The sequence below is a fragment of the Nocardia sp. 2TAF39 genome, from assembly GCF_052114905.1.
In the GTDB taxonomy this organism is placed as follows: domain Bacteria; phylum Actinomycetota; class Actinomycetes; order Mycobacteriales; family Mycobacteriaceae; genus Nocardia.
Window position 1 is genome coordinate 1 of the sequence record NZ_JBFRFQ010000032.1, and the last position, 15963, is coordinate 15963.

Sequence of the window (15963 nt, forward strand, 5' to 3'; positions counted from 1 at the left end):
GCACGATCTCGTGGCTGACCGGCTACCACCGCCTCAACATCCGCTACGACCGCAAGGCCAGCCACTTCCTCGCCTTCCTCACCCTCGCCGCCACACTGACAGGCTTCAAGAAACTCGCAAAATCATCCACATGAGACACGGTCTTAGATCCGACGGCCCGACCGGTCAAGCATCCACTCCTCAATTACCGGCGGTCGGACCAGCAAGCGACGCCGCTGACCACCAGAGCGTGGCACCAACCTCACGAGATGGCACAGTTAGTCGTTGTTGTCGGCCTCCAGATCGCGGAGTTGCTCGCGTGCCCGAGCGGCTCCAGGAGCCCCAGTTTGCTCGAGCAAGCTCACCGCTCGCCGCAATGCCGCACGGGCTTCGCCGGGCCTAAGTGCTGTCAGCAGCGCGTCCGCCAGTAGGTGCTGCGCCCGGCCTTCTAGGCCTTGATCACCAATCTCGGCGGCGACCGCGCTCGACTCCACATACGTGCTGATCGCGTCATCCACTCGACCCGCGCACAGATGTGCCAGACCAATATTGGTTAGCACCTTCGCCTCAAGATGCCGGTCGTTCATCTGTCGGGCGCGCTCACGCGCACCCTGCAGGATCTCGACGGCCTCGTCGCTCCGACCCTCCATAATCGTCGCGAAGCCCAGGTTGTTTAGAGCACCAATCTCGGTGTAACGGTCACCCAGTCGCAAAAAAGCGCTCGCGGCGGAGCGGAATAAAAAGGCCGCTTCCGTCCACTTGCCAGCGGAGGACAGCACCACCCCGGCGTTGTTCAAGGCTTGGGCTTCACCGAGCTGATTACCGACCTGGGCGAACAGCTCGGCTGCGCGCTTGATTGCCGGGACAGCTTCGTCCGGGCACCCCGCGTTGATATACGCCGCTCCCAGGTTGTTTGAGGCGCTGGCCTCGGCAGCTAGATCACCTGATTCCTGGCAGATCTCGATGTCGGCGCGGTATAGCTCGATAGCCTCCTCGAACCTCAGCAAGTCCTGCAACGCAGTGGCGCTCTCGTTCAATGCCGCGCACTGTCCGGCGCGATCTCCCCGCGCACGGTATATCAACAGCGCCCGGGAAGCGATCTCCAGAGAATCCTCGTACCGCTGCGCGTTCCGCAATCCGACGGCAAGGTTATTCAACGCAGCGGCCTCCGCGGCGCGATCGTCAGAGTCTACGGTTGCTCTCGTCCACGCGGCCGCAACAGCGATCCATTCATCAATAAATCGCAGCCGCTCGAATATCACACAAATGGGATACGCGTAGTCCGCAATGCCATCGCGAAAATCCTGGTGATCAGCCATGCGTTCAACGAGAGCCACGATCGTCTGCCGCTCGAGATCGAACCATGCCATCGCATCCGCTACAGGCGGGATCAGGCGAAGCAGATCCTGGGGTACCGACTCCCCTCGTAACCAGGCACCAGCGCCAAAAAATCGAAGCAAAAGCTCGAAGCCGGCGCGACGGAAGGCGGCATCGGTCGCCTGCGGATCCAATTCCGACAGCTCCTGCGCATAGAGTCGGATCAAATCATGCATATGCCAGCGATCGTTAACCGGGCGCTCCACGAGATGCGCCCGCACCAAACGCATCAGCTTGCGCCGAACCGCAGTCTCACTTTCCTGGGTCAGGGCGGCCACCGCGACCAATCCCGTGTCCACTCCAGGAACAGCCGGCAGAAGCCTGAACAGCTCAGCCAGATCATTATCGAGCCGACGGTAAGATAGCTCGAACGCGGCGCGCACCGACCAGTCACGGTCATAGTCCAGGCCGCTGAGCCTTGTGGTTTCCACTCGAAACTCAGCTACGAGCTCGGTAGCGGGCCTCGTCGGCTCGTCAGCGAGCAACGCAGCAACGATATGCAACGCCAACGGTAGATGACCGCACAGCGCGACTAGTTCCTCTGCAACGTCTGTGGCATCAAGTCGAGTATCGCCCGGAACTCGTGCGTCGACTGCGTCTCTGACGAGCCTCATCGCACTTGCCGGCGACAGCACACCGACGTCAACGATTCGGGCCTGCGGGACTGCAGCCAAAGTCTCACGCGAGGTCACGATCAGCCGGTGTGCCGAGTCGGCCGGGAGAAGTGGCGCTATCTGCGAGACATCCCCGACATTGTCTAGAACCAGCAATACTCGCCGCCCGGTCTTGGCCAGATGGGCCAGGTGCTGATGGTATGTCGAAGCCAATTCAGCGACATTGTTCGGCAGATCCGAGCGGCTCAAGCCCAACAGAACCAGCACTGACGCATAAACCGACTCCGGCCCGACGCGGACATCCGGATCCGGGTCGTAACCATGCAGGTCGACGAACGGGACATGCGTAAACCAGCCAGACTGCAACATCGCCAATCCGATGTGCCGTACAAGTTCCGACTTCCCAACGCCGGGATGCCCGGTCACCACCGGGACTCCGGCGCGGACGTTGCCGGTGGCAGGTTGTTGCAACAGGTGAGTGAGCTTTGCCAGCTCATCGTCACGCCCAACGAGGTCAACTTCAACCGAACCAGCGGTGAGCAACTGCACTACCGCCGCGCTGCGGCGGTTCTCTGGTGCGTGGTAATTGAAATTCGTGAAGGAACCATTGACATTCGTGATGGAGCCGGCGGCGACCCCGCCGTGGTCAGCGGTGATCGATATAGAAGCGAGACTCTCTGCGGGATCCACTGGCGTCACGGCGTCTGCTGGCTTGCAGGCTGCGGCGAGCTGCCCGTCGATGGACCACTACCCATATTCACTGTGTCGATGGCCAACGCCGCAACTGAATTGTGTACAGCCGTCACAGTCGCATTGCCGGCGACCTGGAAAGATCTGGCAGCAGGAGCCGTGGGCGCGCCCTGCCTGCTGTTCAGCCACAACGACATCCCAAAAACAACGAGCGTCAGCGCCCCGACCGCCACCCACGCCCAGACACCATAACGACCATCGGTCGCGAAGTTGATGGCGATCGCCAACGCTGTCCCGGCAACGCCGAACCCCAGCGTTGGCAACGCAACTCTCCGGACCACCGATCCACGAGCCACCGCAAGAACCTCCCACAGGATCGTTCAGAACCGTGCGCCGCCGCGACTCGGCAACTCTCCGGATCGCGTCAATTGTAGTGTGCAGCAACCGATGACCATCCCTATGGCCTGCCGCCGCTCCTTCGAGTTGGATACGGTCTCAACGGCCGCTAACCCATACCGCCCAGGGTTGACCCAAGGTCACCTCGGGACTGCGGTCGAGAAGCCCAACCCAGAGGTCTTCAATCGGTCGGCCGCGTTCAAGCGGAATCAACGGCAGGTAGGCGCCGCCCCCACGAACCACACAGGGAGACAACTATCTCCCACGCCCTGACGAAGTCGTCCCTGGCAATCCCCTGCGTAGGCGTACTAAACAGCCGATCGACCGATTGCGTGCCACTCAGTCGCTCGTTCAGCAACAGAGGCCAACGGTCGTGCATCAACCAATGAGGTGCCCGGTTCCCTCCGCCGGACGGGTCTGTCCAGTCTGAGGTGTAAGTCCGTCTCCTTCCTCGCCGCTGTCGAGCCAGGTGTGGGCGAAGAAGTGGCGGAGCTGATGCGGGTGAAGTCGCTCGATACCCGCAGCGTCGCAACGGCGTTCGAGCATCTGTCGTATGCCGGAGTCGGTCATCGAGCCGCGGTATCCAAGCCACAGCGCAGGGTTGTCGTTCTTCGCGCCGGAATGCTTGGCCCGAACCCGGAGGTACCTCCGTAGCGCCGTCCGGGTCTTGTCGCCGAAGGGGCACGTCCGGGGCCGGCCACCCTTGCCGAGCACCAGTACGGTGTTCTCGTTGAAGTCCAGCGAGTCCACCTCGAGCGGTGCGAGCTCGCCGCACCGCATCCCGGTGTCGGCGAACAGTCGGATGATGGCGTTGTCGCGTCGGTCGGCGAAATCGACACCGTCGCACTCTGCGAGGAGTGCCTTTACCGCGTCCATACTCGGCACCGGCACTTGCTGATCAGGTACCGCTGGCGGGCTCATCTTGTCGAACGGATTCGTGTCGATGATCTCCTCCGCTGCAAGGTATTTGAAGAACTGTTGCAGCGACCGGTACTGACCGCGTGCGTACTCCGGCGACAGCGGCTCACCGGTGCGCTGGTTGGGTCGCGTGAGCAGGTCCTCGATGTAGCCGCCGATGTGGGCGGGTGATGTCCGGTGCCGTGGTCGGCGGCTCGCGCTGCTGGAGAAAGTCGGCGAAGTACCTGATTCGGGCGAGGTAGCCGTCGATGGTCTGCTTGCTTCGGTTCTTGCGAGGCAGCTCGGTCGCGAAGTCCTCCGCAAGCTCTCGGATCTCGTCCAGATCCAGCCCCATCACCGGATTCTACTGGCAAAATACATTGCTGTCGGAGCGCTGTTCTGGACTAACTCGGCTGTCGAGTTCAGCGTTTCCGCTGGTCAGATAGCGTTTGTGGGGCGGGTGGGGCTCGAACCCACGACCAATGGATTATGAGTCCACGGCTCTAACCGACTGAGCTACCGCCCCTCGCCGCGGCGAATCCGCGAGCGTTGGGGATGTTACCGGGTCGGGCGGCGTAAGGACCAGTCGAATGGTCAGTGGCTTAGGATGCGGTTGGTCCGGAAAACTTACTGGAGGGTCAGATATGGCCAGTCTGCTCATGACCGTGCTGAGGGTGCATCAGTGGGTGTACGAGCACAGTGGTGGGTTGGTGGGGCATCGGCTGCTGCTGGGGAATCCGACGCTGCTGCTGCGGACGGTGGGCCGCAAGACCGAGAGGGAGCGGACCTCGGCCCTGACCTATGGACGCGACGGCGAGGACTATTTGGTGACGGCGTCCAACGGTGGCTCGCCGCGTCCGCCGGGGTGGTTGGCGAACCTGAAGGCGAAGCCGCAGTGCGAGATTCAGGTCGGGCGGCGGAAACTGACGGTGCTGGCGCGGCCGACGCTGCCGGATGATCCGGACTACGCCCGGCGGTGGGCGATCGTCGACAAGGTGAATCGGGGCCGCTACAGCGCTTATCAGAAGCTGACCAAGCGGCCCATCGCGGTCGTGGTACTGGCCCCGGTCGGCTGAGCGGGCTCAGCTGTCGCGGTAATCGTCTTCCCAGTCGTCCTCGTAGTCCTCGACATCACGTCCGCGCCAGGGCTCGATATCTTTCGGCGGTCTGCTGGCGAACTGCACCACAGCTACGACGATGCCGAGGACCACGATGACGACGCCGACGATGATCAGAGTTTCCACGCAGGCACCCTAGCGCCGTCGCCGACACCACGCACTACAACAATTCTCCAGTTACAGGCTAGTTCACACTGTTAACAAAGTGCGCCCTGAGGCCGCCCGGGATTCGATGAGGGCGTGCGCCCGATCGGCCTGGTCGAGCGGGAAGGTCTGACCGATGACGACCTCCAGGCGACCCGCCGCAACCTCGGCCTGAGCGCGCTCGGCGAGCGCCCGCCAGTCGATGTCGGCGCCGGTGATATCGAACAGCCCGTCCACGGTGATGCCGCGCGCCGTGGCCGCCTCGCGATCCAGTGCGGCGAATTCGCCTGCCGCGGCGCCGTAGCCGAAGAACCGGCCACCGTCCGCGGTGGCGGCGAACGCGGCCTCGCCCAGTGTGCCGCCCGCGCCGTCGAAGACGACCTGCGCTCCCCCGCTGGCCGCGTGCGCCTTCGCCGACCAGTCGGGTTCCGAGTAGTCGACCACGGCATTCGCGCCAAGCCGTGCGGCCAGCTCGAGCTTCGCGGCGCCGCGGGCGGCGGCGACCACGTTCGCGCCCGCCGCACGGGCGAGCTGGATCAGCAAGGTGCCGAGCCCGCCTCCGGCGGCGGTGATCAGCACCCACTCCCCTGGTTGCACGGCGGCGCGGTCGAACACCGCCAGCGCGGTTCTGCCGTCGTGCGCGAGCGCGACAGCCTGCGGCAGACTCAGCCCATCAGGCACGGTGACCAGCGTGTTCGCCTTGGCCAGCGCCTTCTCGGCGTATCCGCCGATCGGCACGCCGCCGCCGATCCCACTGGCCGCGGTCGGAGCGGACACCCGCTTCCCCACCCAGGCCGGATCGACATCCGGGCCGACCGCCGCGACTACGCCCGCGATCGCACCGCCTGGCACGTATGGCGGCTCGATCGCGAAGAAGCCGGTGCCCCAGCCGCCGCGCAGCCGGGTATCCAAGAACATCACGTCGGCGGCCGCGACGTCGACCACCACCTCACCCGGTCCGGCCACCGGCTCCGGCAGCTCGCGCACCGCGAGCACTTCCGGTCCACCGAACTCACTGGCCTGTACAGCCCGCATGACACAACCTCCATAGTTCCTTGCCGCATCGGACACCGACCAGCATGGAACCTGAAGCAGGGTTGAGGTCAAGTCATGTGCGCCGGGCCCCGGTCAGGAACCTCCCCCGCAGCTGCTACCGCTACTACTGCCGCCACCACCACAACTGCTGCTGCTGCTGCTTCCTCCGCCGCAACTACTGCCACTTCCACCGCCACAACTGCTACCGCCCCCGCAGCTGCCGCTGTGGTGATGATGATGGCCGCCCCCGTCACCGGGATTCCAGCCCCCGCTACAGCCATTCGACTGACTCGGGTCGTTGCCGCCCCCGAGACCGGCGCCGCCAGCCGCCCAGAACGGGTCCGGATTGCTGGGCGCCCCACCGTAATACCCTCCGCCGTGATGTCCTCCGCGCCACGGCCCGTACGGCGGCGGAAGGTGCCGGTTGCGTTGCGAGTGGCGCACGACGAGTACCACGACGACAGGTATGGCCCCGAACAACACCACCAGCACCAATACGAGGAACACAAGAATGATGGTGGCGCTCATAGCAAAACGGTAGCCGCAGAAATGCGCCTGCGTACAGTGAACTGTGGCGTTCTTCCATTTCCGCAAGTCCACGATCGACCGGATGACGGTCCGCACCGTCGTCGACGCGCTGGAACTGCCCGAGGCCGTGTACAAGACCTGCCCGTGGCAGCCGCGTGAGCTGGTGGAGACCGGCCTGCGGCAGTGGCTGCGCTGCTGCGGCGCCGCGATGCGCGACGACCAGGTGATCGGCATGCCGTCGCACGCGGTCGACGAGGCATGGCACGGATTCATCCTGTGCACGCAGCGCTACGCCCGGTTCTGCGCGGCAGCCTACGGTCGATTCCTCCATCACTTCCCGGAAGGCGCTGGGCCGCCGAACAATTCGCACGGCACGATGGCTGAGCAGCTCGGCCGCACCGTGGTGGCATGGTCGCTGGTGGCCGCGCCGGACGAGGAGTGTGTGCTGTGGGACCTGGACCGCAGGGTGGGCGTCGACCATCCGTGGGGCATCGACGCCGGGCGAGTCGAAGCCGTCGAGACCGAACTCGCCCGGACGGCTCGGAAACTCATGTGAGTTTCACAGGTCGAGCACGAGTCGCCCACCGTCGGAACGGGATACGCAGACGAGCATCTCGCCCGCCTCGCGTTCTGCGTCGGTGAGCACGCTGTCCCGATGGTCGGGTTCGCCCGCCAGCACCCGGACCTTGCAGGTGCGACAGAATCCCTGTCGGCACGAGTACGGCCGGTCGGGCCGGACCGACAGGATGGTGTCGAGTGCGGAGCGGTCGGCGGCGACCTCGACCACCATTCCGGTGGAGGCGAATTCGATCTCGAACGGCTTACCATGCACGATCGCCGGCGGCGAGAACCGCTCGGAATGCAGTTCCAGGTACGGGATGTCGCGCACGGCGTGAGCGATCGCCGCGAGCATCGGCACCGGGCCGCAGCAGTAGACAGCGGTGTCGGATCCGATGCCGGGCAGCAGCGCGGCGGCGTCCGGGATGCCGTGCTCGTCGTCGGTGCGCACGACGACGTGGTCGCCGAATCCCGCGATCTCGTCGAGGAACGGAATGGTGTCGCGGCTGCGGCCCGTGTACACCATCGACCACTCGATCCCGAGTCGATGCGCTAGCCTGGCCATCGGGAGAATCGGGGTGACCCCGATGCCGCCCGCGACGAAATGCAAACGGGTAGCAGGTGATCCGTGCCCCGGTACGACAAACGGAAAGGCATTGCGCGGGCCGCGCATCACGATGGACGACCCCACCCGCAGGGCATCGTGCACCTCCACCGATCCACCACCGCCTTCGGGAACGCGGCGCACCGCGATCCGGTAGGAGCGGGTGTCGGCCGGATCACCACACAACGAGTACTGCCGCAGCCTGCCCGAGGGCAACTCGAGATCCAGGTGGGCTCCGGGCCGCCACGGCGGTAGCATGCGCCGGCCAGGCGCCGCCAGCCGCAAGCTCACCACATCCTGGTCGTGCGCCTCGATCCGCCGCTCGGTCACCACGAGCACGATCCGCCGGTCGTCCACCTCAGGACACAAGTCGCGGCGGTTGATCAGGGCGGTCCACCGCATCCGCGCGGAGGCGACCACGTCGACCATTTGCACCGCGCGGTCTCGATCGCGCTTGCCGAACAGATCGGCCGGCAGTCGGTCCGGGATGGGCCGTGAGCTCACGAGGCGCGCGCCTGCGCGGCCGGTGACTTGGCGAGATACGCCACAGCCTGCGCGGTGGAGCCGACCGACTCCGGGTTGTACCCGGGCTTCACTGTGCTCAGTGCGCTCCACAGCAGCGAGGGCACACCGGGTAGCGCACCGCGCCACATCGCGCCGAACACCCGTGTCAGCAACCGGGGGTAGCCGAGGTCGGGCAGGTCGGCGTCTTGGTGGACCAGGAACTTGGTGCCGCGCACCACCAGGGTGAGGAAGATCGGGAACACGATCGTCATCAGCGCCGCGCGCCGCAGGTAGCCGGCGCCGAAGTACACTGCGACGTCGTGCGCGACATGTCGGTGCTCGACCTCCTCGGCGCCGTGCCAGCGGAACAGATCCGCCATGCGCGGATCGGCGCCGAATTGCTCGAGGTCCGCGTTGAGCACCCAGTCGCCCAGGTAGGCGAAGAAGTGCTCGAGGCAGGCGATGATGGTCAGCCGCTCGACCAGCACTTGCCGCTGCGCGACGCCTTCGATGTCCTCGGGCCCTAGCGTCCTGCGGAACAGGTATTCGGCCTGTCGCAGGTAGGGCGCCGGATCGATGCCGTGCACGGCGAGCACCTCGTGCAACACCTTGTCGTGCGTCTCGGCGTGCATCGACTCCTGGCCGATGAAGCCGAGCATCGCCTCCCGCAGCTTCTCGTCCTTCACATATGGGAGCGCCTCGGCGTAGGCGGCGCAGAACATGCGCTCGCCCTCGGGCAGGAGCAGGTTGAGCGAATTGATCAGATGCGAGGCGATGGGCTCGGTGGGCAGCCAGCGCAGCGGCGTGCCGGCCCAGTCGAATCGCACGTTGCGAGCATGCAGCGCCACGTCGCCCGGATCCGTGTCGGGTCGCTGCCCAGCTCTGCGAAGTAGCTTCATCGGTACTCCTCGATTATCACTCGTCCGCGCGGCCGACCGTCTCGTGCGCGCCTTCCTGCACTGCTGTAGCAAAGATGATACACATATATAGAACTTTAAGTAACACACAAATGCGCCAGGAGTTGCCAGGAATTAGAACGCGTTCCAGTAGGCTTTCGCTATGGAACGATTGACGGGATTGGATGCCAGCTTTCTCTATCTGGAAACCGGGACCCAGTACTTGCACGTATGCGGACTGCTGATCCTGGCCCCCTCCCCGGGGGACTACTCGTTCGACAAAGTCAAGGCCGAACTCGGTCGTCGGCTACCCCTGATTCCGCAGCTGCGCCGCCGGGTGTACGAAGTGCCGTTCCACCTCGACCACCCCGTCTGGGTCGAGGACCAGGATTTCGACCTGGACTACCATGTCCGCCGCATCGCGATCGCCGCACCGGCCGGACACCGCGAGCTCGCCGAACTCGTCGGGGACATCGCCGGCCGCCCGATGGACCGCGATCGCCCACTCTGGGAGATGTCCCTGGTGGAGGGCCTCGCCCACGGCAAGGTCGCGGTGATCTGCAAATACCACCACGCCGCGGTGGACGGCATCGCCGCCGCCAACATGATGACGCACCTGTGCGACCTGGAACCAGGCGTCACCAGGCCGGAGGCGGAGCAGGACTGGCAGCCCGAGCCGAGGCCGAGCGAGTGGCAACTGCTGGCCGAGGCGGTGGTGAAGTTGCCGGCGAAGATGGGGATCGTCGGCATGGTGCCGAAAACCCTCGGCGTGGTAGCCGGTTTCGCGCAGCGACGCCGAAACAACAAGACCGGCATGGCGATACCGTTCTCCGCCCCACGCACGCCGTTCAATCTCGCCATAACCCCGCATCGCGCCGTCGCGTTCACCCGGGCCGAGCTCGGCGAGATCAAAGAGATCGGTTCCGCGTTCGGGGTGAAGGTGAACGACGTGGTGCTGACCGTCGTGGCGGGTGCGCTGCGCGATTATCTGCAAAAGCACGACCATCTACCGGATCGCTCGCTCATCGCGGCGGTACCGGTGTCGGTCCACGAGTCGACGCGACACACCGCGGGCATCAACAAGGTGTCCACGCTGTTCGCGCAGCTCGGCACCGACGTCGCCGATCCGGTGGCACGGCTTCGCCAGGTGGCCGAGGCCAATTGCGGAGCCAAAGAGGAACACGACTTGATGGGCTCGGACTTTCTGCAGGACTGGTCGAAGTACGCTCCGCCGAACACCTTTCGGCTCGCCGCACGGATGTACTCGTCGCTGAAACTGGCCGAGATGCACCCGGTGGTGCACAACCTGGTCGTGTCCAATGTGCCCGGCCCGCCGATGCCGCTGTATTTTCTCGGCATACGCGTGGACGGCATGTACCCGTTCGGACCGGTGTTCCACGGCGCGGGGCTGACCGTGACCGTGCTGTCGAACAACGGCAAGCTGCATTTCGGTTTCATCGCCTGCAAGGAACTGGTGCCTGACATCGCGGAGCTGGCCGACGCGGTTCCCGACGCGGTCACCGAATTGCTGTCCGCGGCACGGAACTCGGTCTGATCGCCGGTCATCCTGCGGAATTCTCCGCGGCGCCTTTTCGCCACCGCAGCCGGACCTGGCCGCCTCGATGAACCTCGGGTCGCAGTCGATCTGGGGACGGCGACCGGATTCAACCGACCTGAGCTACTGTCGCGGGATGCGCCGAACGGCGCATTTCTGTCACGTGTTGCAGACGATTTCAGAGAGACGGAGGTACCGCCATGGGGCGGTTGACCGGCAAGGTGGCGTTGATCAGCGGCGGAGCGCGCGGCATGGGCGCCGCGCACGCCAAGGCACTGGTCGCCGAGGATGCGCGTGTGGTGTTGGGCGACGTGCTCGACAAGGAGGGCTCCGCGGTCGCCGAGGAACTGGGTGACAACGCCGCCTACGTGCACCTCGACGTGCGCGAGCCGGAGCAGTGGCACGCGGCCGTCGCCGAAGCCGTTCAGCGCTTCGGCTCGCTGAACGTGCTGGTGAACAACGCGGGCATCGCCAACGGCAACCTGCTCGTCGCCTTCGAACTCGCCGAATGGCAGCGGATCATCGACATCAACCTGACCGGCACGTTCCTCGGCATGCAAGCCGCGACGCCCGCCATGATCGAGGCGGGCGGCGGCTCGATCATCAACATCTCCTCCGTCGAGGGCATACAAGGCAGCCCTGGCCTGCACGGCTACGTGGCCACCAAGTTCGCGGTGCGTGGGCTCACCAAGTCCACGGCGCTGGAGTTGGCGCAGCACAACATTCGGGTGAATTCGGTCCACCCAGGCCTGATCCGCACCCCGATGACCGAGAACATCCCCGAGGACATCCTGCAGATCCCGCTCGGCCGCGCCGCCGACCCGTCCGAGGTATCCGCCCTGGTGACCTTCCTGGCCAGCGACGAATCGTCGTACTCCACCGGCGCCGAGTTCGTCATCGACGGCGGCCTGACGGCGGGCATCCCGCACAAGTCCTTCGACAGCTGACCGATGCCGAGAAGATTCACCCAGCGGCGGTAACCACCACCTGGCGGCGCTTGATTGGGCCTTTCGGACCGGGGTATGCGGTCGGTGTCAGCCGACAAACGATTCGGAGGTATGTCATGCCGGAGCACCAGAGCGGACCTCGGGAAGCTGTCGAGGGTGTCGTCGAGGACATCAAGGGCAAGACGAAGGAGGCTGCGGGCGTCGTCACCGGCGACGAAGACCTGAAGAAGGAGGGGCGCGCGCAGCAGGACAAGGCGGAATCCCAGCGTGACGCGGCGCAGAAGGAAGCGGAGGCCGAAAAGGCACGCGGGGAAGCCAAGCTCGACGAGGCGCGCCAGAGCGCGCACCAGAGCGGCAAGGACGTCTAGTCTCCGACCCGGCGGTAGGGCGATACGACCCGTTCCCGGTCGGCGGCGATCCGCCGCCGCCGGGCCGCTATATCGTCTCCGCAGTCGCAGAACCTGGCGAATAGCGGGGTGAATCGAGGTGCAGCAGCAGTGACAGACACCGAGCCGACACGTCAAGTGCGGGCGTGGCCGGCATTGCGCGTCGATGACTGGACGCCCACACGCGAAACCCTGCATATGTGGACGCAGATCGTCGGCAAAATCAGACTTTCCCGGGCTCCGCTGGTCAACCACTGGTGGCAAGCCGCCCTCTATGTCAGCCCGCGGGGACTGACCACCTCTGCCATTCCGCACCCTGCGGGTTCATTCGACATCGAGTTCGACTTCGTCGACCACAGGCTGCACATCCGATCCAGCGATGGCCGGTCCCGGCATGTGGTGCTCGAACCCAAGCCGGTAGCTGCTTTCTATGCCGAAACCATCCGCGCCCTGGGCCAACTCGGAATTCCTGTGCAGATCCAAGCCAGACCCAATGAGGTCGATCCGGCGATCCCGTTTGCCGAGGACTATGAGCATCGATCCTACGATCCCGTTGCCGCGACCCTGTTCTGGCGGCAACTGGTCGCCGCCGACCGCATCCTGCACGAGTTCCGATCGCGCTTCATCGGAAAGGTGAGCCCAGTGCACTTATTTTGGGGAGCGATGGATCTGGCGTGCACCAGATTCTCCGGGCGGACAGCACCGAAGCACCCGGGTGGTGCCCCCAACTGTGGCGACTGGGTCATGGTGGAGGGCTACTCCCATGAACTGAGCAGCTGCGGATTCTGGCCGGGCGGCGGTGCGGAAGGCGCCTTCTACGCCTACGCATATCCGGAACCCGACGGATTCGCCGACTACCGCGTCGGCCCGCGAGAAGCCTTCTACAGCCGAGACAACCGTCAGTTTCTGCTGCCGTATGAGGCGGTGCGGACCGCCGAAGCGCCGGAGCGGGCGCTACTGGAGTTCCTCGACACGACATATGAGGCCGCCGCCGAACTCGGCCACTGGGACCGCTCCGCCCTGGAGGCCGACCCGGGGCGCTGGAATCACAAGCGCGCCGGTTCGACTCGCCGAAGGTGGTCACTCTAGATCCGACTGGGTGGGAACCACTCTGCGCGTGCTGCCGTCTATGGTGTCTCCGACCCACACAGCATCCGGCCGCAGCCATCGCTGTACGCGGGTCGGGGCGTCGGCCGCAATGAGCATCATGACCACGAGGGTCAACCCGAATGACAACATCGCCAGTGCGGTACCCAGGCTGATACGCCCGGTCGAAGCGACGCCGAGGACCGGTGCCACCGCACCGCCGAGAGCTCCGACGTTGTAGGTGAATCCCAAGCCCGCGGCGCGATCGCGAACGGCGAAGTATCCGCCGATCCATTTCGGTAGCAGGCCGGAAATTCCCTGGCCGAACACCTGCTGGAGAAACAGCAGAACACCGAGCAGGACCAGACTCGCGCCGCCGACGGCGAAGACGGGGAAGATCAGCAGCTGCGACAGCGCCAGGCTCACCCAGTATGCCCGCGCCGTCCCGAACCGATCACCAGCGAATCCGGCAACGCAACAGCCCACAGCGGTACCGAATCCGGCGAAGAACAGCACCATACTGGCGTGGCCAGGGCTGTATCCGAGATCACTTTTCAGGTACGTGGGCAGTAGTGCCTGGATCGGCCACGAGTACAGGAACGCGGCGAATACGGTGACCATCAAGGTGACGGCGGTAGGCCAGCGGGAACCATTGAGCTGCACCGTGTACCACACGAAGACCAGTGCCGCCGCTATCGCCAGCACAGCCACCACGACGCCATGCGCCGAATTGGTGAATATCAGCAGCAGTGCGGCGAACGCCACTGCGGCGAGCACGACATTCACGGCCGCCCTACGACCGCGAAACAGTACATGCAGTGCCGATGACGACTCTTGCGGACCGACTGCGGCTTCCCAATCTCGTGACTCGGGCAGACTGCGCCGCAACCAGATGGCGACGATGATCGGCGCGACTCCGATCAGGAACAACGCGCGCCAGCCGAAGACGGGAACCACCAGGGCATAGGCACCGGCCGCCACGACGGTTCCGATCGAATAGCCGGAAATCAGGAACCCGCTTGCCTTGTTCCGCAGCCGCGCCGGCCAGGACTCGATCACATAGGTGGAGCTGGCACCGTACTCTCCGGCCATCCCGAGCCCGATGATCAGCCGCGCGACGAACAACACACCGAACGACGGCGCCAGCCCGCAGCCGAGGGTGCCGAGGCTGAACAGTCCGATCGAAGCCACCATGGCGGGCCGCCTGCCGTAACGGTCGCCCACCGCGCCCAGCGCGAGACCACCCGCCCAGCGGGAGATGAACGTGGCCGACACCAGACTCGCCGCCCGGGCCGTAGTCAGCCCGAAGGTATCTTCGACTTCGGTCAGCACCAAGGTGATCAGCACGAAATCGAAACCGTCGAGCAGGTAGCCGAGCCAGGCGGCGGTGAGTGACTTCCATTGCCGCACATCGATCTGCCGGTACCACGGAAGTGTCTGGGCCCGAGTGGATTCCGCATCACTTGTCACGGGGGCGTCCACACCGAATCTCGTCAGGGCAGCAGGCCGGTTTCGGCGAGGATCGCCTCGATCTGCTTGACCTCTCCGTCATCGAGCGGAAGCTGTGGTGGTGCCGTCACGGCGTTGTCGATCACGCCGCGCAGCTTCATCGCGGACTTGAATGCCCCCAACGCGGCGGAGCCGCGGCCCATCCGGTCCGGTGCGCCGATATCAACGATCGAGAACAGGCGTAGCAGCCGCTCCTGCTCAGACCGCGCTGCCGCCACATCGCCCTTGCTCATCAGGCGGTGAATGGCGACGAAACCTACCGGATCCACGTTCGCCAGCCCGGGGACCGCTCCGTCGGCGCCTAGTGCGAGCATCGCGTCCACCAACAGCTCCGAACCGGTGAGCACGACGAAGTCGTGCAACCTGCGATCCTGCTTACCCAGCACGAGAGCACGGAACGAGGCATCGGCACCGCTGGAGTCCTTGATTCCGGCCAGCACTCCGTCCTCGGCCAAACGGAGCACCAAGTCCGAGTCCAGTTTGCTGTGTACCGCGATCGGTATGTCGTAAGCGACGATGGGTAACTCGGTCCGGTCACGCAACATCCGATAGTGGAGCTCGATTTCGCGGGGGTGGGTCCGGGCATAGAACGGCGCGGTGACCACCACACCGTCCGCGCCTGCTTGCCCGGCCATGTCGATGTGCTCGGCGACACGCAACGTCGTCGTATCGATACATCCGACGAGCACCGGCACACGTCCGGCGACGTGGTCCACCACGGTCTGCACCACCAGCGCGCGATGGCGATCGGGAAGATAGGCGACCTCGCTGGTGGAGCCGAGTACGAACAGACCGTGCACACCCGCCGCGAGCAGGAAATCCACCGTCCTGCACAGAGATCGCACGTCGACACCGAAGTTGTCGAGTAGCGGAGTGCACACCGGCGGGATGATGCCCCGGAACGTCGTTGCCATGGTCGGCTCCAATGCCTCTGGATGAGTGAACCGGGGTGCCGCAGCACGCTCGGCGCCGATTCAACAGTCCGTCATCCCGACCCAGGCCTGGAACGCCTTGGACGTAGGACGTAGGATGTCCAACGACAGTAGGGCGCGGGCGAAGGCGAGTCAAGGCCGACGGGAAGCGACTTACCGAGTCTCGAGTCGTAGGATGTCCTACGAGACGAACGAGTCGAGGGCGTGG

The 15963-nt window shown here is 65.0% G+C and carries 16 protein-coding genes and 1 tRNA gene; 6 read left to right on the top strand and 11 right to left on the bottom strand.

From position 1 onward, the window contains the following. Positions 1-257: 257 nt before the first annotated feature. The 5 genes from AB4Z47_RS19970 to AB4Z47_RS19990 all read right to left on the bottom strand — a co-directional run bounded on the left by AB4Z47_RS19970 (position 258) and on the right by AB4Z47_RS19990 (position 4479). On the bottom strand, positions 258-2669 hold the full coding sequence (locus AB4Z47_RS19970) for a tetratricopeptide repeat protein (RefSeq protein ID WP_441952780.1): 2412 nt from the start codon (positions 2667-2669) through the stop codon (positions 258-260). Then, positions 2666-2983 carry a hypothetical protein gene (locus tag AB4Z47_RS19975; RefSeq protein WP_441952782.1) on the bottom strand — a complete coding sequence of 106 codons (318 nt, stop codon included), beginning with the start codon at positions 2981-2983 and terminating at the stop codon, positions 2666-2668. Before AB4Z47_RS19975 ends, AB4Z47_RS19970 begins: the two co-directional genes overlap by 4 nt. Positions 2984-3434: 451 nt before the next feature. Continuing rightward, positions 3435-3932, bottom strand: coding sequence for a tyrosine-type recombinase/integrase (locus AB4Z47_RS19980; protein WP_441952784.1), 498 nt, complete (start codon positions 3930-3932; stop codon positions 3435-3437). A 148-nt stretch (positions 3933-4080) separates the two neighbouring features. Next, complete coding sequence (locus AB4Z47_RS19985) at positions 4081-4308, bottom strand: hypothetical protein (protein WP_441952786.1); 228 nt, start codon at positions 4306-4308, stop codon at positions 4081-4083. Between the two features lie 97 nt (positions 4309-4405). Next, positions 4406-4479, bottom strand: a tRNA-Ile gene (locus tag AB4Z47_RS19990). A gap of 118 nt (positions 4480-4597) precedes the next feature. On the opposite strand from AB4Z47_RS19990, the gene AB4Z47_RS19995 reads away from it, so the two are divergent. Continuing rightward, positions 4598-5029 carry a nitroreductase/quinone reductase family protein gene (locus tag AB4Z47_RS19995; protein WP_441952788.1) on the top strand — a complete coding sequence of 144 codons (432 nt, stop codon included), beginning with the start codon at positions 4598-4600 and terminating at the stop codon, positions 5027-5029. Positions 5030-5035: 6 nt separating this feature from the next. Here the strand turns inward: AB4Z47_RS19995 and AB4Z47_RS20000 are convergent, their stop codons facing one another. Then, complete coding sequence (locus AB4Z47_RS20000; protein WP_441952790.1) at positions 5036-5197, bottom strand: hypothetical protein; 162 nt, start codon at positions 5195-5197, stop codon at positions 5036-5038. Between the two features lie 63 nt (positions 5198-5260). Continuing rightward, positions 5261-6250, bottom strand: coding sequence for a zinc-binding dehydrogenase (locus tag AB4Z47_RS20005; protein ID WP_441952791.1), 990 nt, complete (start codon positions 6248-6250; stop codon positions 5261-5263). 610 nt (positions 6251-6860) lie between these two features. On the opposite strand from AB4Z47_RS20005, the gene AB4Z47_RS20010 reads away from it, so the two are divergent. Next, positions 6861-7334: a hypothetical protein gene (locus tag AB4Z47_RS20010; protein ID WP_441952811.1), complete on the top strand. Its 474-nt coding sequence runs from the start codon at positions 6861-6863 to the stop codon at positions 7332-7334. Positions 7335-7337: 3 nt separating this feature from the next. Here AB4Z47_RS20010 and AB4Z47_RS20015 read toward each other — a convergent pair whose 3' ends face one another. Both AB4Z47_RS20015 and AB4Z47_RS20020 read right to left on the bottom strand, forming a co-directional pair. Further along, positions 7338-8369 (bottom strand): PDR/VanB family oxidoreductase, encoded by a 1032-nt coding sequence (locus tag AB4Z47_RS20015; protein ID WP_441952813.1) that lies wholly within the window; start codon positions 8367-8369, stop codon positions 7338-7340. A 71-nt stretch (positions 8370-8440) separates the two neighbouring features. Next, the gene (locus AB4Z47_RS20020) at positions 8441-9343 is read right to left on the bottom strand and encodes a metal-dependent hydrolase (RefSeq protein WP_441952793.1); all 903 of its coding nucleotides are present in this window, start codon (positions 9341-9343) and stop codon (positions 8441-8443) included. 160 nt (positions 9344-9503) lie between these two features. Between AB4Z47_RS20020 and AB4Z47_RS20025 the strand changes: the two genes are divergently transcribed. The 4 genes from AB4Z47_RS20025 (at position 9504) to AB4Z47_RS20040 (ending at position 13317) form a co-directional block, all read left to right on the top strand. After that, positions 9504-10895 carry a WS/DGAT/MGAT family O-acyltransferase gene (locus AB4Z47_RS20025; protein ID WP_441952795.1) on the top strand — a complete coding sequence of 464 codons (1392 nt, stop codon included), beginning with the start codon at positions 9504-9506 and terminating at the stop codon, positions 10893-10895. 200 nt (positions 10896-11095) lie between these two features. Then, positions 11096-11842, top strand: a complete 747-nt coding sequence (locus AB4Z47_RS20030) for a glucose 1-dehydrogenase (protein WP_441952797.1) — start codon at positions 11096-11098, stop codon at positions 11840-11842. Between the two features lie 116 nt (positions 11843-11958). After that, positions 11959-12210: a microaggregate-binding protein 1 gene (gene mbp1, locus AB4Z47_RS20035; RefSeq protein ID WP_441952799.1), complete on the top strand. Its 252-nt coding sequence runs from the start codon at positions 11959-11961 to the stop codon at positions 12208-12210. Positions 12211-12339: 129 nt separating this feature from the next. After that, positions 12340-13317: a DUF5996 family protein gene (locus AB4Z47_RS20040; RefSeq protein WP_441952801.1), complete on the top strand. Its 978-nt coding sequence runs from the start codon at positions 12340-12342 to the stop codon at positions 13315-13317. On the opposite strand, the gene AB4Z47_RS20045 is transcribed toward AB4Z47_RS20040, so the two are convergent. Both AB4Z47_RS20045 and AB4Z47_RS20050 read right to left on the bottom strand, forming a co-directional pair. Next, positions 13309-14784, bottom strand: a complete 1476-nt coding sequence (locus AB4Z47_RS20045) for a sialate:H+ symport family MFS transporter (protein WP_441952803.1) — start codon at positions 14782-14784, stop codon at positions 13309-13311. The two genes, AB4Z47_RS20040 and AB4Z47_RS20045, sit on opposite strands and share 9 nt — an antisense overlap. A 23-nt stretch (positions 14785-14807) precedes the next feature. After that, on the bottom strand, positions 14808-15737 hold the full coding sequence (locus AB4Z47_RS20050) for a dihydrodipicolinate synthase family protein (protein ID WP_441952805.1): 930 nt from the start codon (positions 15735-15737) through the stop codon (positions 14808-14810). Between the last annotated feature and the right edge of the window lie 226 nt (positions 15738-15963).

Bases quoted from the DNA above. Each gene is read 5' to 3' on its own strand.
- AB4Z47_RS19980 (WP_441952784.1), bottom strand. From the start codon at position 3,932: ATGGACGCGGTAAAGGCACTCCTCGCAGAGTGCGACGGTGTCGATTTC.
- AB4Z47_RS19985 (WP_441952786.1), bottom strand. From the start codon at position 4,308: ATGGGGCTGGATCTGGACGAGATCCGAGAGCTTGCGGAGGACTTCGCG.
- AB4Z47_RS19995 (WP_441952788.1), top strand. From the start codon at position 4,598: ATGGCCAGTCTGCTCATGACCGTGCTGAGGGTGCATCAGTGGGTGTAC.
- AB4Z47_RS20005 (WP_441952791.1), bottom strand. From the start codon at position 6,250: ATGCGGGCTGTACAGGCCAGTGAGTTCGGTGGACCGGAAGTGCTCGCG.
- AB4Z47_RS20010 (WP_441952811.1), top strand. From the start codon at position 6,861: ATGACGGTCCGCACCGTCGTCGACGCGCTGGAACTGCCCGAGGCCGTG.
- AB4Z47_RS20015 (WP_441952813.1), bottom strand. From the start codon at position 8,369: ATGGTCGACGTGGTCGCCTCCGCGCGGATGCGGTGGACCGCCCTGATC.
- AB4Z47_RS20020 (WP_441952793.1), bottom strand. From the start codon at position 9,343: ATGAAGCTACTTCGCAGAGCTGGGCAGCGACCCGACACGGATCCGGGC.
- AB4Z47_RS20025 (WP_441952795.1), top strand. From the start codon at position 9,504: ATGGAACGATTGACGGGATTGGATGCCAGCTTTCTCTATCTGGAAACC.
- AB4Z47_RS20030 (WP_441952797.1), top strand. From the start codon at position 11,096: ATGGGGCGGTTGACCGGCAAGGTGGCGTTGATCAGCGGCGGAGCGCGC.
- mbp1 (WP_441952799.1), top strand. From the start codon at position 11,959: ATGCCGGAGCACCAGAGCGGACCTCGGGAAGCTGTCGAGGGTGTCGTC.
- AB4Z47_RS20050 (WP_441952805.1), bottom strand. From the start codon at position 15,737: ATGGCAACGACGTTCCGGGGCATCATCCCGCCGGTGTGCACTCCGCTA.